Source organism: Salmonella sp. 741265073_HBA, assembly GCF_046569105.1.
Classification (GTDB): Bacteria; Pseudomonadota; Gammaproteobacteria; order Enterobacterales; family Enterobacteriaceae; genus Salmonella; species Salmonella enterica.
On record NZ_JBKFRY010000023.1, the window covers coordinates 1 to 23,682 of the forward strand.

At 54.3% G+C, this 23,682-nt stretch carries 20 protein-coding genes, 3 pseudogenes and 1 riboswitch; of the genes and pseudogenes, 13 read left to right on the forward strand and 10 right to left on the reverse strand.

What is annotated here, in order from left to right:
• The first annotated feature begins 383 nt into the window (after positions 1-383).
• Positions 384-1,973 (forward strand): bifunctional phosphoribosylaminoimidazolecarboxamide formyltransferase/IMP cyclohydrolase, encoded by a 1,590-nt coding sequence (gene purH, locus ACLD3P_RS20825; protein ID WP_411006649.1) that lies wholly within the window; start codon positions 384-386, stop codon positions 1,971-1,973.
• A gap of 15 nt (positions 1,974-1,988) precedes the next feature.
• Positions 1,989-3,278, forward strand: coding sequence for a phosphoribosylamine--glycine ligase (purD, locus tag ACLD3P_RS20830; protein ID WP_411006650.1), 1,290 nt, complete (start codon positions 1,989-1,991; stop codon positions 3,276-3,278).
• Here the strand turns inward: purD and zraR are convergent.
• Together zraR and zraS are read right to left on the reverse strand one after the other, a co-directional pair.
• Positions 3,275-4,600: a sigma-54-dependent response regulator transcription factor ZraR gene (zraR, locus tag ACLD3P_RS20835; protein WP_000617928.1), complete on the reverse strand. Its 1,326-nt coding sequence runs from the start codon at positions 4,598-4,600 to the stop codon at positions 3,275-3,277. The genes purD and zraR overlap by 4 nt on opposite strands.
• A gap of 5 nt (positions 4,601-4,605) precedes the next feature.
• Positions 4,606-6,003 carry a two-component system sensor histidine kinase ZraS gene (gene zraS, locus ACLD3P_RS20840; RefSeq protein WP_411006651.1) on the reverse strand — a complete coding sequence of 466 codons (1,398 nt, stop codon included), beginning with the start codon at positions 6,001-6,003 and terminating at the stop codon, positions 4,606-4,608.
• Between the two features lie 253 nt (positions 6,004-6,256).
• Here zraS and zraP point away from each other — a divergent pair, with 253 nt between their 5' ends.
• Positions 6,257-6,712, forward strand: a complete 456-nt coding sequence (gene zraP, locus ACLD3P_RS20845; RefSeq protein ID WP_411006652.1) for a zinc resistance sensor/chaperone ZraP — start codon at positions 6,257-6,259, stop codon at positions 6,710-6,712.
• 41 nt (positions 6,713-6,753) lie between these two features.
• Here zraP and ACLD3P_RS20850 read toward each other — a convergent pair whose 3' ends face one another.
• From ACLD3P_RS20850 to nudC, 6 genes are all read right to left on the reverse strand, one after another.
• Positions 6,754-7,446 carry a DUF1481 domain-containing protein gene (locus tag ACLD3P_RS20850; RefSeq protein WP_001083932.1) on the reverse strand — a complete coding sequence of 231 codons (693 nt, stop codon included), beginning with the start codon at positions 7,444-7,446 and terminating at the stop codon, positions 6,754-6,756.
• A gap of 11 nt (positions 7,447-7,457) precedes the next feature.
• The gene (gene hupA / locus ACLD3P_RS20855; RefSeq protein ID WP_001044509.1) at positions 7,458-7,730 is read right to left on the reverse strand and encodes a nucleoid-associated protein HU-alpha; all 273 of its coding nucleotides are present in this window, start codon (positions 7,728-7,730) and stop codon (positions 7,458-7,460) included.
• 186 nt (positions 7,731-7,916) lie between these two features.
• The gene (locus ACLD3P_RS20860; protein WP_000940092.1) at positions 7,917-8,507 is read right to left on the reverse strand and encodes a YjaG family protein; all 591 of its coding nucleotides are present in this window, start codon (positions 8,505-8,507) and stop codon (positions 7,917-7,919) included.
• A 41-nt stretch (positions 8,508-8,548) separates the two neighbouring features.
• Positions 8,549-9,220 (reverse strand): deoxyribonuclease V, encoded by a 672-nt coding sequence (nfi, locus tag ACLD3P_RS20865; RefSeq protein WP_001529320.1) that lies wholly within the window; start codon positions 9,218-9,220, stop codon positions 8,549-8,551.
• Positions 9,221-9,229: 9 nt separating this feature from the next.
• Positions 9,230-10,294, reverse strand: a complete 1,065-nt coding sequence (hemE, locus tag ACLD3P_RS20870) for a uroporphyrinogen decarboxylase (protein WP_024798267.1) — start codon at positions 10,292-10,294, stop codon at positions 9,230-9,232.
• 40 nt (positions 10,295-10,334) lie between these two features.
• On the reverse strand, positions 10,335-11,108 hold the full coding sequence (gene nudC, locus ACLD3P_RS20875; RefSeq protein WP_024798268.1) for an NAD(+) diphosphatase: 774 nt from the start codon (positions 11,106-11,108) through the stop codon (positions 10,335-10,337).
• Between the two features lie 92 nt (positions 11,109-11,200).
• On the opposite strand from nudC, the gene ACLD3P_RS20880 reads away from it, so the two are divergent.
• From ACLD3P_RS20880 to ACLD3P_RS20925, 10 genes and pseudogenes are all read left to right on the forward strand, one after another.
• Positions 11,201-11,689 (forward strand): Rsd/AlgQ family anti-sigma factor, encoded by a 489-nt coding sequence (locus ACLD3P_RS20880; RefSeq protein ID WP_000934322.1) that lies wholly within the window; start codon positions 11,201-11,203, stop codon positions 11,687-11,689.
• Between the two features lie 55 nt (positions 11,690-11,744).
• Positions 11,745-11,966: riboswitch (TPP riboswitch) on the forward strand.
• A gap of 86 nt (positions 11,967-12,052) precedes the next feature.
• Entirely contained in the window at positions 12,053-13,948 is a 1,896-nt protein-coding gene (thiC, locus tag ACLD3P_RS20885; protein WP_411006653.1) for a phosphomethylpyrimidine synthase ThiC, read from the forward strand.
• On the forward strand, positions 13,948-14,583 hold the full coding sequence (gene thiE / locus ACLD3P_RS20890) for a thiamine phosphate synthase (protein ID WP_076936080.1): 636 nt from the start codon (positions 13,948-13,950) through the stop codon (positions 14,581-14,583). Before thiC ends, thiE begins: the two co-directional genes overlap by 1 nt.
• On the forward strand, positions 14,576-15,334 hold the full coding sequence (locus ACLD3P_RS20895) for a HesA/MoeB/ThiF family protein (protein ID WP_131046891.1): 759 nt from the start codon (positions 14,576-14,578) through the stop codon (positions 15,332-15,334). Before thiE ends, ACLD3P_RS20895 begins: the two co-directional genes overlap by 8 nt.
• A complete protein-coding gene (thiS, locus tag ACLD3P_RS20900; protein ID WP_411006654.1) occupies positions 15,315-15,515 on the forward strand; it encodes a sulfur carrier protein ThiS in 201 nt (66 codons plus the stop codon). The genes ACLD3P_RS20895 and thiS overlap by 20 nt, the downstream gene beginning before the upstream one ends.
• A 1-nt stretch (position 15,516) precedes the next feature.
• Entirely contained in the window at positions 15,517-16,287 is a 771-nt protein-coding gene (thiG, locus tag ACLD3P_RS20905) for a thiazole synthase (protein ID WP_411006655.1), read from the forward strand.
• Positions 16,284-17,417 (forward strand): 2-iminoacetate synthase ThiH, encoded by a 1,134-nt coding sequence (gene thiH / locus ACLD3P_RS20910; RefSeq protein WP_131046894.1) that lies wholly within the window; start codon positions 16,284-16,286, stop codon positions 17,415-17,417. Before thiG ends, thiH begins: the two co-directional genes overlap by 4 nt.
• Positions 17,418-17,676: 259 nt before the next feature.
• Positions 17,677-17,943: pseudogene (locus tag ACLD3P_RS20915) on the forward strand (PTS sugar transporter subunit IIB).
• 85 nt (positions 17,944-18,028) lie between these two features.
• Positions 18,029-18,265: pseudogene (locus ACLD3P_RS20920) on the forward strand (PTS lactose/cellobiose transporter subunit IIA).
• 437 nt (positions 18,266-18,702) lie between these two features.
• Positions 18,703-19,049 (forward strand): annotated as a pseudogene (locus ACLD3P_RS20925) (cytoplasmic protein).
• Position 19,050: 1 nt separating this feature from the next.
• Here the strand turns inward: ACLD3P_RS20925 and ACLD3P_RS20930 are convergent.
• Positions 19,051-19,332, reverse strand: coding sequence for a hypothetical protein (locus ACLD3P_RS20930; RefSeq protein WP_001110911.1), 282 nt, complete (start codon positions 19,330-19,332; stop codon positions 19,051-19,053).
• A gap of 82 nt (positions 19,333-19,414) precedes the next feature.
• Positions 19,415-23,638, reverse strand: a complete 4,224-nt coding sequence (gene rpoC / locus ACLD3P_RS20935; RefSeq protein WP_000653965.1) for a DNA-directed RNA polymerase subunit beta' — start codon at positions 23,636-23,638, stop codon at positions 19,415-19,417.
• Between the last annotated feature and the right edge of the window lie 44 nt (positions 23,639-23,682).

Below are 23,682 nucleotides of genomic sequence, written 5' to 3' on the forward strand. Positions count from 1 at the left end.
GACCGGCTGTTTGTGTGAAGTGATTCACATCCGCCGTGTCGATGGAGGCGCATTATAGGGAGTTCTCTGCTGACCGCAATAGAAAAATTGCAGAAAAATGACTGTTTGCTGCATTCCCCAGCAAAACCCTTGGTTATACCCATTTACGCACAGACTTATCCACAAAATGCGCGTTCATTTCCTGGATCTTCTCACTCTGCAAACGATCTTTCAGGGATAAAAGCGGGGCCAGAATTTAAAAAGAAAAATTCGCGAGCGTTGCGCAAACGTTTTCGTTACAATGTCGCCGCAAAATGAGAATGCCCCATAAGGGGCGTTAGCTGAGTTTTTTACGAAAAATTCAGCTAACGCTCTCTGTAATCGTCAAATCCAGGGGATTTACCATGCAACAACGTCGTCCAGTCCGCCGCGCTCTGCTCAGTGTTTCTGACAAGGCCGGTATCATCGAATTCGCCCAGGCACTTTCCGCACGCGGTGTGGAGCTGCTGTCTACGGGGGGCACAGCCCGCCTGTTAGCAGAAAAAGGCCTGCCGGTGACCGAAGTTTCCGATTACACCGGTTTCCCGGAAATGATGGATGGACGCGTAAAGACCCTGCATCCAAAAGTCCACGGCGGCATCCTCGGTCGTCGCGGCCAGGACGATGCCATTATGGAACAGCACCACATCGCCCCTATCGATATGGTTGTCGTTAACCTGTATCCGTTCGCCGAGACCGTTGCCCGCGAAGGTTGCTCGCTAGAAGATGCAGTAGAGAACATCGATATCGGCGGCCCGACCATGGTGCGCTCCGCCGCGAAGAACCATAAAGACGTGGCCATCGTGGTGAAGAGCAGCGACTACGACGCCATTATTAAAGAGATGGACGCTAACGAATGTTCTCTGACCCTCGACACCCGTTTCGATCTCGCGATTAAAGCCTTCGAACACACCGCCGCCTACGACAGCATGATCGCTAACTACTTCGGCAGCATGGTTCCGGCCTACCACGGTGAAAGCAAAGAAGCCGCCGGTCGCTTCCCGCGTACGCTGAATCTGAACTTCATTAAGAAGCAGGATATGCGCTATGGCGAGAACAGCCACCAGCAGGCTGCCTTCTATATAGAAGAGAATGTCAAAGAAGCGTCCGTTGCCACCGCACAGCAGGTTCAGGGCAAAGCGCTTTCCTATAACAACATCGCCGATACCGATGCGGCGCTGGAGTGTGTGAAAGCGTTCAACGAGCCAGCCTGCGTAATCGTCAAGCACGCTAACCCATGCGGCGTGGCGGTAAGTACCTCTATTCTCGACGCTTACGACCGCGCATACAAAACCGACCCAACCTCCGCGTTCGGTGGCATCATCGCCTTCAACCGCGAGCTGGATGCCGAAACCGCGCAGGCCATCATCTCCCGTCAGTTCGTGGAAGTGATCATCGCCCCATCCGCAAGCGAAGAAGCGCTGAAAATTACCGCTGCCAAGCAGAACGTCCGTGTTCTGACCTGCGGCCAATGGGCAAGCCGCGTTCCGGGCCTGGATTTCAAACGCGTTAACGGCGGCCTGCTGGTTCAGGACAGGGATCTGGGTATGGTGAGCGAAGCTGAACTGCGCGTGGTTTCCAAACGCCAGCCGACCGAGCAGGAGCTGCGCGATGCGCTGTTCTGCTGGAAAGTGGCGAAGTTCGTGAAATCCAACGCCATTGTGTATGCCAAAGAGAACATGACTATCGGCATAGGCGCAGGCCAGATGAGCCGTGTCTACTCCGCGAAAATCGCCGGGATTAAAGCGGCTGACGAAGGTCTGGAAGTGAAAGGCTCAGCCATGGCTTCCGACGCCTTCTTCCCGTTCCGTGACGGTATTGATGCCGCTGCCGCTGTCGGCGTGAGCTGCGTTATCCAGCCTGGCGGTTCTATCCGTGATGATGAAGTCATTGCCGCTGCCGATGAACACGGCATTGCGATGATCTTCACCGACATGCGCCACTTCCGCCATTAATTCAGGGAGCAGACGATGAAAGTTTTAGTCATTGGTAACGGCGGGCGCGAACACGCGCTGGCCTGGAAAGCCGCACAGTCGCCGCTGGTTGATACCGTTTTTGTCGCACCGGGTAATGCCGGTACCGCGCTGGAGCCCGCGTTGCAGAACGTGGCTATCGGCGTCACCGATATTCCGGCGCTGCTGAGCTTTGCCCAGAACGAGAAGATTGATCTGACCATCGTCGGCCCGGAAGCGCCGCTGGTGATTGGCGTGGTCGATGCGTTCCGCGCGGCGGGTCTGAAGATCTTTGGCCCAACCGAAGGGGCCGCGCAACTGGAAGGCTCCAAAGCGTTCACCAAAGATTTCCTCGATCGTCACCAGATTCCGACGGCGGAATACCAGAATTTCACCGAGATTGAGCCTGCGCTGGCTTATCTGCGTGAGAAAGGCGCGCCGATCGTCATCAAAGCTGACGGTCTGGCTGCCGGTAAAGGCGTTATCGTGGCGATGACGCTTGAAGAAGCCGAAGCCGCCGTTCATGACATGCTGGCAGGCAACGCCTTTGGCGATGCGGGCCACCGTATCGTGATTGAAGAGTTCCTCGACGGCGAAGAAGCGAGCTTTATCGTGATGGTCGACGGCAAGCACGTGCTGCCGATGGCCACCAGTCAGGACCACAAACGCGTAGGCAACGGCGATACCGGCCCGAACACCGGCGGCATGGGGGCTTACTCACCGGCGCCGGTGGTGACTGATGAAGTGCATCAGCGCACCATGGAACGCATCATTTGGCCAACCGTGAAAGGCATGGCCGCGGAAGGTAACACCTATACCGGCTTCCTGTATGCGGGTCTGATGATCGACAAGCAGGGCAATCCGAAGGTTATCGAGTTCAACTGCCGCTTCGGCGATCCGGAAACCCAGCCGATCATGCTGCGCATGAAATCGGATCTGGTGGATCTTTGCCTGGCCGCCTGCGACGGCAAGCTGGATGAGAAAACCTCCGAGTGGGACGAACGCGCTTCATTAGGCGTGGTGATCGCCGCGGGCGGTTATCCGGGCAGCTACAGCACCGGCGACGAGATCCACGGCCTGCCGCTGGAAGAAGTGGCTGACGGTAAGGTCTTCCACGCGGGCACCAAACTCGCCGATGACGACCGCGTGTTGACCAGCGGCGGTCGCGTACTATGCGCCACCGCGCTGGGTCACACTGTGGCTGAGGCGCAGAAACGCGCTTACGCCCTGATGACCGACATCCGCTGGGACGGCAGCTTCAGCCGTAACGACATCGGCTGGCGCGCCATCGAGCGTGAGCAAAGCTAACGGCTGAGTTTAGCCAGCAGCGTTTTGCGCGTAATGCCCAATTGACGGGCGGCTTCGGTTTTATTGCCGCCCGTTTTTTCCAGCGCCGCCAGAATCACCTCTTTTTCGACGTCCACCAGCGGTTGGATCTCACCACTGTATTCCGTTTTTATCGGCGTCGCGGCAATAGCGAGAGGCAATTCGCGTTCAGAAATGTATTCTCCCGTCAGCAACACCACCGCCCGCTCGATAGCGTTTTCCAGCTCACGGATATTGCCCGGCCAGTCGTAGTGGATCAGCAGATCCATCGCCTGCGGCGTAAACCCCTTTACCGCTTTTCGGTTACGTTCGGCAAAACGCCGCAGAAAATGGTCTGCCAGTAGCGGAATATCTTCCCGACGCTGGCGCAAAGAAGGCATTTCAATCGCCACCACATTCAGGCGGTAATAGAGATCCTGGCGAAAACGACCAGCACTCACCTCTTCCGCCAGATCGCGGTGGGTAGCGGCAATTAACCGAACATCCACAGATATCGTCTGGTTACTTCCCACGCGTTGCACTTCGCGCTCCTGAATCGCCCGCAGCAAACGTACCTGCATTAACGGCGAGATATCGCCGATTTCATCAAGAAACAATGTCCCGCCGTCAGCTTCGACAAAGCGTCCCTCCCGACGTTTATCCGCGCCGGTAAACGCGCCTTTTTCGTGTCCGAACAGCTCGGACTCCAGCAGCGATTCATTAAGCGCGGCGCAGTTGAGCGTGACCAGCGGTTTATCGCTCCTGGCGCTACAGGCGTGTAGCGCCCGCGCCACCAGCTCTTTACCCGTGCCGGAGTCTCCGTGAATCAATACCGTGGCGTCTGATGGTGCGACCATCGCGATTTCATTCAGTAAATGTTGCATCGCCGGACTGCTGCCAATCATGCCAAATTGCGCAGCCGACGCCGATGGCAATTCAGCGCCCGTTTCCCGCGTATGCGCCAACGCCTTTTCCAGCGTCTCCTGCAGACGGTCAAAATCCAGCGGTTTAATTAAATAGTCGAGCGCGCCGGCTTTCAACGCCTCTACCGCCGTTTCCACGCTGGAGAATGCCGTCATAATCAAAATCGGAATGGCGGGGTTGAGCGCTTTAATCTCCTTCAGCGTGGCGATACCGTCCATCTCCGCCATACGCACATCGCACAGTACCAGATCAAAGACTTTCTCACGCACCTGAGCCAACGCATCATGCCCACTGTAGGCCAGAGCGACGTTATAGCCCCAGCCCCGAAGCAGCGCCTGTAAAATCGTGCAGTGGCTTACATCATCATCCACAACCAGAATATCGATTTTTCCGCGTATCACCCTTGTTAATCCTGTTGTCTCGCTATCACTGGCAACCAGATAGTAAAGACCGCGCCTTTACCCTCAATACTTTTCACCTTAATCGCGCCGCCATGCTGTTCGATGATATTTTGCACCACCGCCAGCCCCAGGCCTGTCCCGTCAGCTTTGGTCGTAAAATAAGGTGTAAAAATCGCCTCCAGCTGATCCGGCGCGATCCCTTTCCCGCTATCGGTAACAGTGATGATAACGCGGTCGGTCCCACTGTCTTTTGCCTCTACGGTAATCGTTCCCTGGCGGCCAATCGCATGAATAGCGTTCAGGTACAAATTCAACAGCACCTGAGTCAGCCTGTCCGGGTCAGCCTGAATACGCTTAAGCGTCTCATTCGCCATGAATCTCAACTGAATCTCTCTGCTTTGGGCATCCTGGCTGACCAGATTCAGGGAGTGAGTAATAATATCATTGAGGTTAACCGCCTGGAGCGTCAGATGCGCGGGCTTTACCAGTTCGAGCAATTCGCTTACCACCCGGTTCAAACGATCGGCCTCTTTGGCCATCACCTGCGCCAGTTCATGCGACTCGCCGCCGGCTGGCGTGCGCTCGGCAAAGTATTTCGCCAGCCCTTTGATGGACGAGAGCGGGTTACGAATTTCGTGCGCGACGCCCGCCGCCAGATGCCCCATCGCCACCAGCTTTTCTTTACGCTTCATTGCATCAAGCAGTTCTCTGTGCGAGCGCTGATAACGCTGATGCCAAAAAAACGCCAGTAACGTTGCCAACAGCACCGTCGCTAACGCAGACAAAACAATCAGCGTATTACGCCACTCCCTTGCCTGTGTCGCGGCCAGCTCGCTGGCGTCAAAGGCAATAAAAATAGTTTGTTTCGCTGGTTCGTCGTCATTGGCGCTACGCGCCATGCCGTGCCCCCTCATACCGTGACCTCTCATACCGAAAAGCGGCTGGAACTGGCGGTAAATTTCCAGCGCAGGCACCGTCTCGCCGTTAGCAGCAACGTCGACACGCCGCCAACGCTCCTGCGGCCCGGGGTTTAGTTGATGCATTTCAGATGGGGAATAGAGCGATTTGCCCACCATGCCAGGGTTACTATGAGTAATGATTACCCCCTGCGCATCCGTTACGGCGAACCACAACACGCCTGGCTGACCCGCCATCTCTTCCAGCAATGTCTGCTGCTGCGCGTGATGCATCCGCATTCCCATACCTACTCGCGTGCCGGACTCCAGAGCGCGAATGAGTACATTTCCCTTTTCCAGCAGCGTCTGCCTGGCGGCAGCGCTCTCACGGCCATAGTCGCGAATGACCATAATGGAAAATAGCCCCACCAGAATGAAGATCGCCGCAGGTAACAGCCGACTCAACCACGTTGCAGCGGCATCTTTATGTAATCGTATAAAACTCACAGGCTTCCCCGGCTCGTTTTTATTTTCCTTATTTAAGCAGAGATCATGCCATTCTTCGCTCCGCATAACCGCGCGTTGTCGCACACCCTTTCGGATACGGGTGGGTAAAAATGACTCGCCAGGCGGGTTATGCGAGTCATTTTTACTCGCTTTTTGCCGCCTGAAGCGGGTTAACTCGCTGCCCGACAAGGAATAGTTACCTGGCACGGAAGATGCAAGAGAGAGGATAAGATGAGCAACAGGAGAACGCAAAATGAAACGGAACAATAAATCAGCTATCGCGCTAATCGCCCTCTCTCTTTTGGCCCTGAGCTCCGGCGCCGCCTTCGCCGGGCATCACTGGAGCAACAATGACGGTATGTGGCAACAGGGAGGTAGCCCATTAACTACGGAACAGCAGGCGACGGCGCAGAAGATTTATGATGACTACTACACGCAGACCAGCGCGCTGCGCCAGCAACTGATATCCAAACGTTATGAATATAACGCGCTACTGACCGCCAGTTCGCCGGATACTGCGAAAATTAATGCGGTTGCCAAAGAGATGGAGTCATTAGGCCAGAAGTTAGATGAGCAACGCGTGAAACGGGATGTCGCGATGGCGCAGGCTGGCATACCACGCGGCGCAGGAATGGGCTATGGCGGTTGCGGCGGCTATGGCAGCGGTTATCATCGCGGCGGCGGTCACATGGGTATGGGAAACTGGTAAAGTATGTCTGCCGAATGGCGGCTTCGCCATTCGGTATTCCATCAAAAGGTTTTCGCTTGCGGTTGCCAGTGACAGAAATCTGAATTCGCCACCAGCAAAAGTTGCGATCCTTCCGGCGCCTCCAGCCATGCTACGCTCACCTCTACCGATGAGCGGTTCTGGCGGCGCTCAATGTGGCTTATTGCCCAGGAATCCAGATCCGGTTTCAGCGTTTCACCTTCACAGGTGGTTACCGTATGGTCGGCGTGCCAGCGTCCCTGGCGTAGTATGACCCGCCCCAGGCGCAAGGCGTCGCTGGTCTGACGGATTTGTTCGGCGCGATAGCGATACAAGGCAATCTGATCGTTGGAAAGCTGCTGCTTCTGCCCCCCGACTTCACGCTGCATAAAACTGAGTTCGCCATGAGCGTCGAAACGCGCGCGAATATGTTCTGGCGGTTTGCTGTAAATATTGAGTTCAATAAGCGAAAGCGTATCACCCTGCCAACGATATTCGCTGGTCGTCGTGCTGCCGCTATGCCACGGGCTAAAAACAGAAAGCAGATGGACTTCATCGTTCGTATCTTTACGCCAGATACGCACCGCGCCGTGATCGCCGGCAAAGCCGCTGGCAGTAAACGGAGGCGGTGAAGCGTTATGACTGCAGGCAGTCAGCAACAGCGCGCCAGAAAATAGAAACGCGCGACGCCAGACAGACAAAAGGGGCTGACGAGCCCCTTCGATAAAACTGTTCACAGTTACGTGTCTTACTTAACTGCGTCTTTCAGAGCTTTACCAGAAACAAACGCCGGTACGTTAGCGGCGGCGATTTTGATTTCTTTACCGGTCTGTGGGTTACGGCCAGTGCGCTCAGCACGGTGGTTCACTTTGAAGGTACCGAAACCAACCAGTTGTACAGCATCGCCTTCTTTCAGAGACTCAGTAATAGCAGCCAGAGTGGATTCCAGAGCAGCTTTAGCCTGGGTTTTGGACAGTTCTGCTTTGTCTGCAATTACATCAATCAGTTGAGTCTTGTTCATAAGTTATCCTTACAATGTGTTTATCGCTTGCTAAGCATCGAGTGCGACGGAAATGCCAGAAAAGCACTCTCCTGCATACACGCACCGATAGCCACTTTTTTTCGCCTCCCAAATGTAGACCAGACGGGGGGCATAAGGGAAGCCTTATGGCACGACAAATCAGACGTTAAATCACGTTTTCTGGTGTCATTGCTGAAAATTTATACCGATATTGCTCTCACCAGCCTCGCGCAGGTCTGCCCTGAGCCCTTTTATCAGTTCAATATCGCGTTCTTCGCAGTCGGCTAAAAGTCGGAATATTTCCCACTGAATATCCCATTCCTGTTCAACGGCAGGGTTCGTTTTGAGCTCCTCATCGGTCATTTCCCGACCAGCCTGAGTCATTTCCAACATCGCCACCGTAGTAATAGAAGTCTTACTAACCTCAATAGCGTGTTCCAGCGTTTCGCCGCTAAGACGAGAATGCATTAATTCGCTTAATGCGACGCAGGCGTCAATCGCCGGGTAAACGCCGTACAGATCATAGTCGTCAGCTGCCGGAATTGCCTCTTCAAACTTCTCCAGTTGGCTATCGAAATTGACCTTTGCATCTTTCACCGTCAGGGTTTCCCAGATCAGATCCAGAATGCGACGGTAGATCTGTCCGTCGCCGAATTCCGTCTGCTTGCAAAACATGGCGTAGTTCGGGTACATGCGCTCGCACAAGCAGGCCATAAAAGTAACGTGCTGCCAGCTTTCCAGCCGCTCCAGACGCAAATGAATCGGGTTTTGTAACATGATGGAATCTCGAATCGGAAATTAGCGGCAGTTTACCTGAATCAGCGCTGAATTTCTTGCCAACGAATAAACGCCGGACGCCCGGAAGCGACGGCATCCGCCCAGCGCGTCGGCTCCGGCAGGCGATACCCTTTCATACAGCGCTGTACCCACGCCAGCGCGCTGTCAGTACTGACCCGGTGCCCCGTCGCGATAAACAGCGGATTACAGCGCGCCTTGCTGCGCCATACCCACGCCAGTTGCTCGCCTTTATCCATTAAGGGGCTAAGTGCGCCAGGTTCGGTGGAAAGTGGTTCAAATTTACCGCATAGCCGTTTTTTCGCTACGCCGATGGTCGGCACGTCCACCAACAGTCCAAAATGACTGGCGACGCCAAGCCGACGCGGATGCGAAATACCGTGACCGTCTACAAACAGCAAATTGGGCTTTTGCGAGAGCTGTTCCCACGCCGCCAGCAGCGCAGGATATTCACGAAAAGAGAGAAAGCCGGGGATATATGGCATAGTGGTGGCAATACGCGCCACCTTGTACTCTACCAGTTCAAGCGACGGATATTTCAGCAATACCATCGCCGCCCGCGTCACCTCGCCCCCCTGCTCAAAACCGACGTCCGCCCCGCCGATAAACGCTGGCGGATCTTTGTCCAACCGATCTTCGCGGCAAACCGATGAAGCAAGTTCTATCTGTTGAGCGCGTAACGACGCGAGATCCATACTAACTCCTTAGCTGTGATACTGCGCAGAAAGTCGGTGCACTGCCTCCACAAATGCGCCAGCATGTTCTGGCGGCACATCCTGATGGATGCCATGTCCAAGGTTAAAGACGTGCCCTTCTCCCTGACCGAAACCAGCAAGTATAGTCGCTACTTCGTCTTCGATCCGTGCCGGCGGCGCATACAGCATCGAGGGGTCCATATTGCCCTGCAGCGCCACTTTATGGCCAACGCGACGGCGCGCACCGGCGATATCTGTCGTCCAGTCGAGACCCAGCGCGTCGCAGCCGGTTTCCGCCATCGCCTCCAGCCACTGACCGCCACCTTTAGTGAACAGCGTTACCGGCACGCGGCGACCGTCGTTTTCACGCAGCAGGCCATCGACGATTTTATGCATGTAGTAGAGGGAGAACTGCTGGTAATCGCGGCCAGTCAGCACGCCGCCCCAGGTATCGAAAATCATCACCGACTGCGCACCCGCTTTAATCTGCGCGTTGAGGTACAGCGTGACGCTTTTCGCCAACTTATCCAGCAGCAGATGCAACGCCTGCGGGTCAGCGTACATCATCTTTTTAATCACCGTGAAGGCTTTGCTACTGCCGCCTTCCACCATGTAAGTCGCCAGCGTCCACGGGCTGCCGGAGAAGCCGATCAGCGGAACCTCGCCTTTTAGTTCGCGGCGAATCGTACGCACTGCATTCATCACATAACCCAGTTCATCTTCCGGATCGGGAATGGGCAGCTTATCGACATCGGCTTTGCAGGTGACAGGAGCCGTAAAGCGCGGGCCTTCCCCGGCTTCAAAATAGAGCCCCAGGCCCATCGCGTCCGGAATCGTCAGGATATCCGAGAAAAGGATCGCCGCATCAAGCGGATAACGGCGCAGCGGCTGTAAAGTGACCTCGCAGGCCAGTTCGGCATTTTTGCACAGCGACATAAAATCGCCCGCCTGAGCGCGAGTGGCTTTGTACTCCGGTAGATAACGGCCCGCCTGGCGCATCATCCACACTGGCGTAACATCAACGGGCTGGCGCAGCAGCGCACGTAGATAACGATCGTTTTTGAGTTCGGTCATTTTTACATTCCTTTAGCGTTGATGCGCCCAGTGTAACATGTCAATCATATTCAGCCCGACACATTGCCACCGTATCTTCGATCAAACGGCGCGCGACGGTGCCCGGCGGCGGCAGTAGCGGCAGATCGTCATAACGGTACCAATTTGCTTCCAACAGCTCTTTCGGGTCGATGACGATATCGCCGCTGTCGTACTCCGCCATGAAAGCGGTCATCAGCGACTGCGGGAAAGGCCACGGCTGGGAAGTCACATAGCGCAGATTTTTCACCTTAATGCCGCTCTCCTCCATTACCTCTCGCGCGACCGCCTGTTCTAAGGTTTCGCCGACTTCAACAAACCCGGCCAGTACCGTATGCACGCCGTTGCGGTGGCGAACATGCCGGGCAAGTAGAATAGAATCCTCACGGCGAATGGCAACAATAATGCAGGGGGCGATTTGCGGGTAGTAACGCTCGCGGCAATGGCTGCACAGCATCGCCCATTCGGTTTTACTCGGGTACATAGGGTGCCCGCAATAGCCGCAAAATTTATGCGACCGATAAAACTCCGCCAACTGTACGCCACGTCCCGCCAGTTGGAACAACCCGGCATCCTGATCGATAACCTGGCGAACCGATCCCATATCATGACGTCGATGCTGTAACACCAGCCAGACGGGCTCGCCTTGCCATTCACCTATCCGGAGTGCGCGCTGCCCCACAAGATCGAAATTTGCCGCCAGCCCGTGTGGTAATTCCCCATACGGCAACCATAATTTTTGTTCATGGCTGACGATCCACCAGCCACTCTCTAATTTTTCAATTATACGATCCATAGCTCTTGCACTACCTTTGCTTCACTGGCATGTTGTTAACATTATTTTTACATTCATGGCGAGCAGCCTTTATCTAACTTGCGGAGACAATCATGCTAAACCAGCTGGAAACCCTGACGGAGCGCGTTGGCGGAAGCAACAAACTGGTCGATCGCTGGCTGGATGTACGTAAGCACCTGCTCGTGGCTTACTACAATCTGGTTGGCATTAAGCCTGGCAAAGAATCGTACATGCGGCTGAATGAAAAAGCGCTGGATGATTTTTGTCAGAGCCTGGTCGATTACCTTTCCGCCGGGCACTTCAGTATTTATGAACGTATTCTCCATAAATTGGAAGGAAACGGTCAGCTTTTACATGCGGCAAAAATCTGGCCGCTGCTGGAAGATAATACGCAGCGCATTATGGATTATTACGACACCAGCCTGGAAACTGCCATCGATCACGATAATTGTCTCGAATTTCAACAAGCTTTGTCAGATATCGGCGAAGCGCTGGAAGCCCGCTTTGTACTGGAAGACAAGCTGATTATGCTGGTGTTTGACGCGATGCACGACGGCGCCAGAGTCAAACGTCCCGCTTGAGTTCTGCGCGAGTAACGGGTAGTTTACTTCAGCCCCCTCTTCGGAGGGGCGGTTATCTTGTCGGAGTGCTAATTTTCCACAAAAGCGTTCGTGATGCGTCAAGGCGGCAAGTCGGTGAATCTCCAGGAGCTTACATAGGTAAGTGACTGGAGTGAGCGGACGAAGCCAAAGAAGAGGCAGCGCGAAGGATGAAGTGGAAAAGGCTGAGACCGTTAATTCGGGATCCGCGGAACCTGATCAGGTTAATACCTGCGAAGGGAACAAGAGTAATTCTGCTTTATGCTGCTGCCTTTACGGGCGGCGCACATCCATTACTCCATCCGTCGTCTGACAAGCCACGTCCTTAATTTTTTGGAATGAGCTATGTCTACAACAACGTTAACCCGCCGCGAGCAGCGCGCTAAAGCCCAGCATTTTATCGATACGCTGGAAGGCACCGCATTTCCCAACTCGAAACGCATCTACGTGACCGGTTCGCAGCATGATATTCGCGTACCGATGCGCGAAATTCAACTTAGCCCGACGCTTATCGGCGGCAGTAAAGACAACCCGCAGTTTGAAGAGAACGAACCCGTGCCGGTGTACGACACCTCCGGCCCCTATGGCGATCCTGAGGTGGCGATTAACGTCCAGCAGGGTCTGGCGAAACTGCGCCAGCCGTGGATTGACGCACGTAACGATAGCGAAGAATTAGACGACCGTAGCTCGGCTTACACCAGAGAACGTCTGGCCGACGATGGCCTGAACGATCTGCGTTTTACCGGTCTGTTAACGCCAAAACGCGCCAAAGCCGGACACCGCGTGACGCAACTTCATTATGCCCGCCAGGGGATCGTCACTCCCGAAATGGAGTTCATCGCCATCCGTGAAAACATGGGCCGGGAGCGTATCCGCAGTGAAGTACTGCGCCACCAGCATCCGGGGATGAACTTTGGCGCGCGCCTGCCGGAAAACATTACGCCGGAATTCGTACGTGATGAAGTGGCTGCGGGCCGCGCGATTATTCCTGCCAACATCAACCACCCGGAATCGGAGCCGATGATTATTGGCCGCAACTTCCTGGTCAAAGTGAATGCCAACATCGGCAACTCGGCGGTCACCTCCTCTATCGAAGAAGAGGTGGAAAAACTGGTGTGGTCAACCCGCTGGGGCGCGGATACGGTAATGGATCTCTCCACCGGTCGCTATATTCACGAAACCCGTGAGTGGATCCTGCGTAACAGCCCGGTACCGATCGGTACTGTACCGATCTACCAGGCGCTGGAGAAGGTCAACGGGATCGCCGAAGATCTTACCTGGGAAGCGTTCCGCGACACGCTGCTGGAGCAGGCCGAACAGGGCGTCGACTACTTCACCATCCACGCGGGCGTGCTGCTGCGCTACGTGCCGATGACCGCCAAACGCCTGACCGGGATTGTCTCGCGCGGCGGTTCGATCATGGCGAAGTGGTGTCTCTCCCATCACAAAGAGAACTTCCTGTTCGAACATTTCCGCGAGATTTGCGAAATCTGCGCCGCCTACGACGTTTCCCTGTCGCTGGGCGACGGCCTGCGCCCCGGCTCCATTCAGGACGCCAACGACGAAGCGCAGTTCTCCGAGCTGCATACGCTGGGCGAGCTGACCAAAATCGCCTGGGAATACGACGTGCAGGTGATGATTGAAGGCCCGGGCCACGTGCCGATGCATATGATTCAGCGCAACATGACCGAAGAGCTGGAGAGCTGCCACGAAGCGCCGTTCTACACCTTAGGGCCGTTGACCACCGATATCGCGCCGGGCTATGACCACTTCACCTCCGGTATTGGCGCGGCGATGATCGGCTGGTTCGGTTGTGCGATGCTGTGTTACGTGACGCCGAAAGAGCATCTCGGCCTGCCAAACAAAGAAGATGTGAAGCAGGGGCTAATCACCTACAAAATCGCCGCCCACGCCGCGGATTTAGCCAAAGGACATCCGGGCGCGCAGATCCGCGATAACGCCATGTCGAAAGCGCGCTTTGAATTCCGCTGGGAAGATCAGTTTAACCTCGCGCTCGACCCGTTCACCGCCCGCGCTTATCACGATGAAACCCTGCCACAGGAGTCCGGCAAGATTGCCCACTTCTGCTCCATGTGCGGGCCGAAGTTCTGCTCGATGAAAATCAGCCAGGAAGTCCGCGATTACGCCGCCGCGCAAGCCATTGAAGTCGGCATGGCGGATATGTCGGAAAACTTCCGCGCCAAAGGTGGCGAAATCTATCTCAAGCGGGAGGAAGTCTGATGTATCAGCCTGATTTCCCGACCGTGCCGTTCCGCCTCGGGCTTTACCCGGTGGTGGACAGCGTTGCATGGATTGAGCGCCTGCTGGAGGCAGGCGTGCGCACGATCCAGTTGCGTATCAAAGATAAGCGCGATGAAGAGGTAGAAGCCGACGTTATCTCCGCCATCGCACTGGGGCGTCGTTATGACGCCCGCCTGTTTATCAACGATTACTGGCGGCTGGCAATTAAGCACCGCGCTTACGGCGTGCATCTGGGCCAGGAAGACCTTGAAACCACCGACCTGAAAGCGATTCAGGCGGCGGGCTTACGCCTGGGCGTATCGACCCACGATGATATGGAGATAGACGTCGCGCTGGCCGCTAAGCCTTCTTATATCGCGCTGGGTCACGTCTTCCCTACTCAAACCAAGCAGATGCCTTCCGCCCCGCAGGGGCTGGCGCAACTGGCCAGTCATATTGAACGACTGGCGGATTACCCGACCGTCGCGATCGGCGGCATCAGCCTTGAACGCGCTCCGGCGGTACTGGCTACTGGCGTCGGCAGTATTGCCGTGGTCAGCGCCATTACTCAGGCTGCCGACTGGCGCGCCGCTACCGCGCAGTTACTGGATATTGCGGGAGTTGGCGATGAATGACCGCGATTTTATGCGCTACAGCCGGCAAATCCTGCTCGGCGATATCGCCATTGAAGGCCAGCAAAAGTTGCTCGCGAGTCATGTCCTGATCGTAGGTTTAGGCGGGTTAGGTTCACCCGCCGCGCTGTATCTGGCGGGGGCAGGCATCGGCACACTGACGCTGGCGGATGATGACGATGTTCACTTGAGCAATCTCCAGCGGCAAATTCTGTTCACCACCGACGATATCGCCCACCCGAAGGCGCAGTCGGCAAAGCTACGGCTGGCGCAGCTCAACCCCGGTAGCGAGCTGATCGTATTGCAACAGCGTCTGACTGGCGATGTGCTTAAAAACGCGGTCGCGCGAGCCGACGTGGTGCTCGACTGTACCGATAACATGGCCACGCGCCAGGAAATTAACGCCGCCTGCGTGGCGCTCAACACTCCGTTAATTTCCGCCAGCGCCGTCGGCTTTGGCGGCCAATTGATGGTGCTCACGCCGCCGTGGGGACAAGGCTGTTACCGCTGCCTGTGGCCGGATGATGTCGAGCCGGAACGTAACTGCCGCACCGCTGGCGTGCTCGGCCCGGTGGTGGGCGTGATGGGTACCTTGCAGGCGCTGGAGGCAATTAAATTGCTTAGCGGGATGGAAACACCGAGCGGTGAGCTACGCCTCTTTGACGGTAAAACCAGCCAGTGGCGCAGCCTCGCGCTGCATCGCGCCAGCGGCTGTCCGGTCTGCGGAGGGCGACATGCAGATTCAGTTCAATGATGAACCGATGCAGTGCGCCGAAGGGCAAACCGTCAGTGAGCTGCTCACGCAACTCAATCAGCTTAAACCGGGCGCGGCGCTGGCGCTCAATCAGCAGATCCTGCCACGCGAGCAGTGGCAGCAGCAAATCGTGCAGGAAGGCGACCAGATCCTGCTTTTTCAGGTTATTGCAGGGGGTTGATATGTTACGTATTGCCGATAAAACGTTTGATTCACATCTGTTCACCGGCACCGGAAAATTTGCTTCGTCGCCGCTGATGATCGAGGCGATTCGCGCCTCCGGCAGCCAGTTGGTGACGCTGGCGATGAAGCGCGTGGATTTACGTCAGCACAACGACGCTATCCTCACGCCGCTCATTGAAGCGGGCGTCACGCTGTTACCCAATACTTCAGGGGCGAAAACCGCTGAAGAAGCGATCTTCGCCGCCCAGCTGGCGCGTGAAGCGCTGGGCACAAACTGGCTGAAATTAGAAATCCATCCGGATGCCCGCTGGCTATTGCCGGACCCGATCGAAACGCTAAAAGCTACCGAGGCGCTGGTGAAGCAGGGCTTCGTGGTACTGCCCTACTGCGGCGCGGATCCGGTGTTGTGCAAGCGGCTGGAAGAGGTCGGCTGCGCGGCGGTGATGCCGCTTGGCGCGCCTATCGGTTCGAATCAGGGGCTGGAAACCAAAGCGATGCTGGAGATTATTATCCAGCAGGCCACCGTGCCGGTGGTGGTCGACGCCGGAATCGGCGTACCCAGCCACGCGGCGCAGGCGCTGGAAATGGGCGCTGATGCGGTACTGGTCAACACGGCGATTGCCGTGGCGGACGATCCGGTGATGATGGCAACCGCTTTCCGCCTGGCGGTAGAAGCGGGAGTACTGGCGCGTCAGGCGGTGCCGGGTAATCGTAGCACCTACGCCAGCGCCACCAGCCCGCTCACCGGGTTTCTGGAGGCGTTAGCATGAAAACCTTCACCGACCGATGGCGGCAACTGGAGTGGGACGATATTCGCCTGCGTATCAACGGTAAAACCGCCGCCGACGTGGAGCGCGCGCTGAACGCCGCGCATCTTAGCCGGGACGATTTGATGGCTCTGCTCTCCCCCGCTGCCGCCGATTATCTGGAGCCGATGGCGCAGCGCGCGCAAAAACTTACCCGCCAGCGCTTTGGCAACACCGTCAGTTTCTATGTGCCGCTTTATCTCTCGAACCTGTGCGCCAACGACTGTACCTACTGCGGTTTCTCGATGAGCAACCGCATTAAGCGTAAAACGCTGGATGAGGTGGATATTCAAAGGGAGTGCGATGCTATCCGTAAACTGGGCTTTGAGCATCTGTTGCTGGTGACTGGCGAACATCAGGCCAAAGTCGGCATGGACTATTTTCGCCGTCATTTACCGGCTATCCGTCGTCAATTTTCATCATTACAGATGGAAGTCCAGCCCTTGTCGCAAGAAAACTATGCGGAGCTCAAAACGCTGGGGATCGATGGCGTGATGGTTTATCAGGAAACTTACCATGAGGCAATCTATGCACAGCATCACCTGAAGGGAAAGAAACAGGATTTTTTCTGGCGGCTGGAAACGCCGGATCGGTTAGGCCGGGCAGGTATCGACAAAATCGGTCTTGGCGCGCTAATTGGTCTGTCGGACAACTGGCGGGTGGATTGCTATATGGTGGCGGAGCATCTGTTGTGGATGCAGAAACAGTACTGGCAGAGTCGCTATTCTGTTTCCTTCCCGCGTCTGCGTCCGTGTACTGGCGGTGTGGAACCCGCATCTGTGATGGATGAAAAGCAACTGGTGCAAACGATTTGCGCTTTCCGGTTATTGGCGCCGGAAATTGAATTATCACTCTCCACCCGCGAATCGCCGTGGTTTCGCGATAACGTGATCCCGTTGGCGATCAACAACGTTAGCGCCTTCTCGAAAACCCAGCCCGGTGGCTACGCTGACGATCATCCGGAACTTGAGCAGTTTTCTCCCCACGATGCCCGTCGGCCTGAAACCGTAGCAAGCGCGTTAAGCGCGCAAGGGTTACAGCCCGTGTGGAAAGACTGGGACAGTTGGCTGGGGCGCACTTCGCAAAGCAGATGAGAGAGAATGTAAAAACGTAAATTTATTCCGCGCTGCCACGAAAAATTAAAGGCTGTTGAAAGCGTTACGTTTTTCATGGTAGTGCCGTCAGCGGGAATGTAGTCCAGGGCGAAAAGCGTCTTCCTCGTTTCGCCCTGCCTTCACTATGTTTGAAGGCTGCTGGAAAGCTGGCGAATTCATGTAACCGGTTTCAGTTTTTGTGTGATGCTTTACACATTCACAGTAAGACAATTGTTCTCATCACCTGCCCGGATTAAAAATGAAGTATCAACATAACCGTGAGCTGGTACAAAGAATGAAAGACGCGGCTCAGAAAAAGGCGTGGAAGTCACATCAACGCCGAATTCAAAGAGAACATCGCTACAGCGGGTATTGTTCTGCTGGGTCCACAGGTTAAGTATGAACAAGCCAAGCTCAGGCGCTTACTGACCCATTAGGCAAGAAGGTCGCAGTTATCGATATGATGGATTACGGTATGATGAAAGGCGATGCGGTGCTGGAGAAAGCGTTTAAACTGATAGAGTAACAGCATGGAAGAGTTAGAAACAATTATCATGGAGCTATTGGTCAACGCGGGAGCAACACGTAGCCAGGCGTGAACCGCAGTTTAACTGGCGCGCAAAGGGGATTTCGTCGGCACAGGGCAGGCAATGGAGAAATCGCGAGATTACGTGAAAGTGGCACGTAAAATTCAGACCTAACTTCTCGGTATCGACGAAGGTACGAGTAAGTTGCCGGTCAATTTGATCACCGTGCACTCGCAAGATCATCTGATGAATGCAATGGTTATTCAGGATCTGGCAGGCGGCATGATTGAGCTGTATCGTCGGTTGCCTTTAATCGATTAATTTCTTTTCAATCGCCCAGTGATACACACTTTACCGGGCCCGTGTTTTTTCAACTCAAAATAATAGCTATTTATTAGCTTATCAGCTTCAATCAACAATATTCATATAGCAAATATAATGCATTCCTGATAAAAACATCTCCAAAATAACTGTAATAATTAGATGACGTCTTTTATCATCGTACCCATTAATAAACGTTTGACTGTAAGGACAGGACATGAATCTTTTCAAAGGCACATGTATATATTTTATAAAAGAACAGATTTATAGCAAAAATGGCTTACCCTCCTTTGCGAATACTATTAGCCCTACCAGCATACAGGTATTAAAACAAGTTTATCATTTAATGTATGAACAGCAGGCATTTTATAATGGCGAGCCAATAGACTTTAATAACTTAGATTTATGGGATAAATTTAAAGTCACATTTGGACTCAATGTTACAGAAAAAACCAAACCCAATGGTAAAAAAACTTTCAATTTTGAGTATTGTGGATTTTCTACATTCATCACCCCGATTGATGGTTTTGGTGGGAAGTTACCAAAGTGGTTCTCAGAAAAACATAATGTAAGTGTCCCAACGCCTTATACATTCGGGCAGGACCCCATTCCTGGTGTCAATCTTTATCGTAATACGAAAGCAAAATTTGTTATGGCTAACGGCGGTAATAGTATTCCCTGCGCGATGGCAAAATATAATGCAAAAACTGGACAATTTATTCATATAACCAGTGATAATGAGTTTTTACAAATAATGCGAGAAACAAGAGACATGAAAAAATAATTCATTTATTCATTAAATTTATAATTACAGATAAAATTAAAAGCCAGCATGGCATTGAAAAATAAAAAACTTCTTTTTTGGCTTTGCTGGTATTTATTCTGCCAATAATAATAGTGGCAATGATAATAAAAAGACAATAGATAAATATCAGCAGAGGGTTATGTTGCAATATATTCAATGACAAAAACAATAAAAACCCAGAGAGAAGTTTTGAGATCCTAATTTTTCTTGTAAATAAAAAAAAACCAAACACTAAATAAAATAATGAAATGATTGCTGGCATTTCCCCTTCCCTGTAACAACTTGATGTACAAGCCCCAGCACAATGCTGGTGGAGGGACAAATACCCCTCCACCATTTAACGATTACTCGTTATCAGAACCGCCCAGACCTGCGTTCAGCAGTTCTGCCAGGCTGGCAGATGCATCTTCCGCAGTGACCTGCGGTGTTGCTGGCTGCTCGCCCGCGGCACGACGGCGCATACGATCCTGGTGGTACGCATAACCGGTACCGGCCGGGATCAGACGACCCACGATAACGTTCTCTTTCAGGCCGCGCAGTTCGTCGCGTTTACCCGCAACGGCTGCTTCGGTCAGGACACGCGTGGTCTCCTGGAACGATGCGGCAGAGATGAACGATTCGGTTGCCAGAGACGCTTTGGTGATACCCAACAGATCGCGGGAGAAGGTAGCCCCCACTTTGCCGTTCGCTTCCAGCTCGCGGTTAGCGATCTTGACGCGAGAGTATTCAACCTGTTCGCCTTCCAGGAAGTCGGAACTACCGGCGCTTTCGATGGTCGCTTTACGCAGCATCTGACGAACGATAACTTCGATGTGTTTATCGTTAATCTTAACGCCCTGCAGACGGTATACATCCTGAACTTCGTTAACAATGTAACGCGTCACAGCATGAACGCCACGCAGACGCAGAATGTCGTGCGGCGCTTCCGGACCATCGGAAATCACATCACCACGTTCTACACGTTCCCCTTCGAACACGTTGAGCTGACGCCATTTCGGAATCATCTCTTCGTACGGGTCACTACCATCAACCGGCGTAATCACCAGACGACGTTTGCCTTTGGTTTCTTTACCGAAGGAAACGATACCTGCGATTTCAGCAAGGATTGCCGGTTCTTTCGGACGACGCGCTTCGAACAGGTCGGCAACGCGCGGCAGACCACCGGTGATATCCTTGGTACCGCCGGATTCCTGCGGAATACGCGCCAGGGTGTCACCAGAACTGATCTGTACGCCATCTTCCAGCTGTACAATCGCTTTACCCGGCAGGAAGTACTGCGCAGGCATATCGGTACCCGGGATCAGAACGTCATTACCCTGAGCATCAACGATTTTCAGCGCCGGACGCAGATCTTTACCACCGGTAGTACGTTCAGCCGAATCCAGAACCACCAGCGAAGACAGACCGGTCAGTTCGTCGGTCTGACGCGTAATGGTCTGACCGTCGATCATGTCAGTGAAGCGGATGAAACCACTCACTTCGGTGATAACCGGCATGGTGTGCGGGTCCCAGTTTGCCACGGTTTCGCCGCCGGCAACCTGCTCGCCATCACCTTTCGCCATGACAGCGCCATAAGGCACTTTATAGCTCTCTTTGGTACGACCGAATTCGTCGATCAGCTTCAGTTCGGTGTTACGAGAAGTGATAACCAGTTTACCGCTGGAGTTCACAACCGACTTCACGTTGCTGAGCTTGATGCTACCTTTGTTCTTAACCTGGATGCTGGATTCAGCAGCCGCACGCGATGCCGCACCACCGATGTGGAACGTACGCATCGTCAGCTGTGTACCCGGTTCACCGATGGACTGTGCCGCGATAACGCCGATAGCTTCACCTTTGTTGATGATGTGGCCACGCGCCAGGTCACGACCATAGCAGTGCGCACATACACCAAAGTCGGTGTCGCAGGATACAACGGAACGCACTTTAACGGCGTCAACGGAGTTTGCTTCCAGCAGGTCACACCACTGTTCGTGCAGCAACGTGTTGCGTGGAACCAGAATGTCCGCGGTACCCGGTTTCAGCACATCTTCCGCCGTCACACGACCCAGAACGCGGTCACGCAGCGGCTCTTTCACGTCGCCACCCTCGATAACCGGGGTCATCAGGATACCTTCGTGCGTACCACAGTCATCTTCGGTCACTACCAGATCCTGCGCGACGTCAACCAGACGACGGGTCAGATAACCGGAGTTCGCGGTTTTCAGTGCGGTATCCGCCAGACCTTTACGCGCACCGTGCGTGGAGATGAAGTACTGGAGTACGTTCAGACCTTCACGGAAGTTCGCGGTGATTGGCGTTTCGATGATGGAGCCATCTGGCTTCGCCATCAGACCACGCATACCTGCCAGCTGACGAATCTGTGCCGCAGAACCACGCGCACCGGAGTCGGCCATCATGTAGATGCTGTTGAAGGAAACCTGCTGCTCTTCCTGGCCGTCACGGTTAATCACGGTTTCGGTTTGCAGGTTATCCATCATCGCTTTGGATACACGATCGTTCGCCGCAGCCCAGATATCGATAACTTTGTTATAGCGTTCGCCAGCGGTTACCAGACCGGACTGGAACTGCTCCTGGATCTCAGCAACTTCAGCTTCCGCCTCAGAGATGATCTCGTGTTTTTTCTCCGGGATGACCATGTCATCAATACCAACGGACGCACCTGAACGCGCTGCATAAGCAAAGCCGGTGTACATCGTCTGGTCCGCAAAAATAACGGTCGGTTTCAGACCCAGAATACGGTAGCAAGTGTTCAGCATTTTGGAGATCGCTTTCTTGCCCAGCGCCTGGTTGACGATGGAGAAAGGCAGACCTTTCGGTACGATCATCCACAGAATGGCGCGACCAACGGTCGTGTCTTTCAGGCTGGTGTGCGCAACGAATTCGCCGTTTTCATCTTTTTCATATTCAGTGATACGCACTTTAACGCGCGCATGCAGAGAGGCCAGACCTGCGCGATAGATACGCTCAGCTTCTTTCGGGCCAGTCAGCACCATGCCTTCGCCTTTGGCGTTAACACAGTCACGGGTCATGTAGTACAGACCCAATACCACGTCCTGAGACGGAACGATGATAGGTTCGCCGTTCGCCGGAGACAGGATGTTGTTGGTAGACATCATCAGCGCACGCGCTTCAAGCTGGGCTTCCAGCGTCAGCGGTACGTGAACAGCCATCTGGTCACCATCGAAGTCGGCGTTATATGCCGCACAAACCAGCGGGTGCAGCTGGATAGCTTTACCTTCGATCAGTACCGGTTCAAATGCCTGGATACCCAGACGGTGCAGAGTCGGTGCACGGTTCAGCAGTACCGGGTGTTCGCGGATAACTTCGTCAAGGATATCCCAAACGACAGCTTCTTCACGCTCAACCATTTTCTTCGCGGCTTTGATGGTGGTGGCAAGGCCACGCAGTTCCAGCTTGCCGTAGATGAACGGTTTGAACAGCTCCAGCGCCATTTTCTTCGGCAGACCGCACTGGTGCAGACGCAGGTATGGACCTACGGTGATTACAGAACGACCGGAGTAGTCAACACGCTTACCGAGCAGGTTCTGACGGAAACGACCCTGCTTACCTTTGATCATGTCGGCCAAAGATTTCAGAGGGCGCTTGTTAGAACCGGTGATCGCACGACCGCGACGACCGTTATCCAGCAGGGCGTCAACCGCTTCCTGCAGCATACGTTTTTCGTTGCGTACGATGATGTCCGGCGCAGCCAGATCCAGCAGACGTTTCAGACGGTTGTTACGGTTAATGACGCGACGATACAGATCGTTCAGATCTGACGTGGCGAAACGACCACCATCCAGCGGAACCAGCGGACGCAGATCTGGCGGCAGAACCGGCAGAACGGTCAGGATCATCCACTCTGGCTTGTTGCCAGACTGTACGAAGGCTTCCAGCAGTTTGATACGCTTGGTCAGCTTCTTACGCTTGGTTTCGGAGTTGGTTTCGTTCAGCTCTTCGCGCAGAGTTTCACACTCTTGCTCCAGATCCATGCTCTTCAGCAGGGCCTGGATAGCTTCCGCACCCATCTTCGCGTCGAATTCGTCACCGAACTCTTCCAGCGCGTCCAGATACTGCTCTTCAGTCAGGATCTGTTGACGTTCCAGGTTGGTCATACCGCCTTCGATAACCACATAAGATTCGAAGTACAGTACGCGTTCGATATCGCGCAGCGGCATATCGAGCAGCAGACCGATACGGGACGGCAGCGATTTCAGGAACCAGATGTGAGCAGTCGGGGACGCTAGCTCGATGTGGCCCATACGCTCACGGCGTACTTTGGTCTGGGTCACTTCAACGCCGCACTTCTCACAAATAACACCACGATGTTTCAGGCGCTTGTACTTACCGCACAGGCACTCGTAGTCTTTTACCGGCCCAAAGATACGGGCGCAGAAAAGGCCGTCACGCTCAGGTTTGAACGTACGGTAGTTGATGGTTTCCGGCTTTTTAACTTCACCGAAAGACCATGAACGGATCATGTCTGGCGAAGCCAGAGCAATTTTGATCGCATCAAACTCTTCGGTTTTAGTCTGCGCTTTCAGAAACTTTAATAAATCTTTCACGGATTTGCTCCCGTCGGAGTTAGCACAATCTGGTGTCGGGTTTT